The sequence below is a fragment of the Fusicatenibacter saccharivorans genome (assembly GCF_015557635.1).
Classification (GTDB): domain Bacteria; phylum Bacillota; class Clostridia; order Lachnospirales; family Lachnospiraceae; genus Fusicatenibacter; species Fusicatenibacter saccharivorans.
Window position 1 is genome coordinate 1 of record NZ_JADNOP010000052.1, and the last position, 1,025, is coordinate 1,025.

Below are 1,025 nucleotides of genomic sequence, written 5' to 3' on the forward strand. Positions count from 1 at the left end.
TTTTCTATTGTCAGCCAGCATCACAGAACAACGGTAGCTTATTTTCTGAATCACGGAAAATGGGACGATTCTGCATTGCAAAAAGCTCTGAAAAGCAGCATTGTCGAACTGATTTATCAGTAGGCCCGTTCTTCTGGCCAGCCTGTTTTCTGCATTGTAGATGATACAATTACTTCTCATGTCAAGCCCTCGTCACAGGCCCTGCATCCCATCGAAGCTGCGTATTTTCATCAATCGCACCTGAAAGGCCGGCAGGATTATGGACACCAGGTTGTTTCCGTCATGCTTTCCTGCAATGGAATCACATTGAACTATGCGGTCATCCTATACGATAAGACAAAATCAAAAATTAAAATCGTACAGGATATCGCCGCGGAACTGCCGGAAGCCCCGGTGGTTTCCTACTTTCTCTGTGACAGCTGGTATACGTCCGTGGACATCATGAAAAGCTTCCTGAAAAAAGGATTTTATACGATTGGTGCATTAAAAACCAACCGTATCCTTTATCCCATGGGCATCCGTCAGAAAGCCAGCGAACTTGCACTTCATATGCGGAAAAGCGATCCAAATGTCAGCCTTGTGACCGTTGACAAAAGGAAATTTTACGTTTACCGTTACGAAGGAAATCTCAATAAGATTTCAAATGCAGTTGTTCTTCTGAGTTACCCTGAGGAATGCTTTGGGAATCCAAAGGCGCTGAGGGTATTTATTTCCACTGACGTGTCCCTGTCTACGCAGGAGATTCTTGATTCGTATGCCAAACGCTGGTCGATCGAATTGTTTTTCCGGCAGAGTAAACAGAAGCTGGGGCTGGACAAATATCAGATCCGATCCAGCCAGGGAATCCAGCGTTACTGGTTGATCATGTCATTAACCCATTATCTGTGCTGCATGTTCAAAGGTAAATACTGCACATTTGAAGAAGGTTATTTTTACACCATCAAGTTAAAGAAAGAACGGATTACGGCCATTTATCGGTTGATCCAGCATGGAGCTTCGCTGAAGGATGTTTTAATGATTGCAGG

Annotated in this window: 1 protein-coding gene; it reads left to right on the forward strand. The window is 44.1% G+C overall.

The genetic code is table 11. From position 1 onward, the window contains the following. Positions 1-201: 201 nt before the first annotated feature. Positions 202-1,025, forward strand: an 824-nt coding sequence (locus I2G42_RS16225) for a transposase (RefSeq protein WP_242856739.1), incomplete at its 3' end; no start/stop codon positions are given.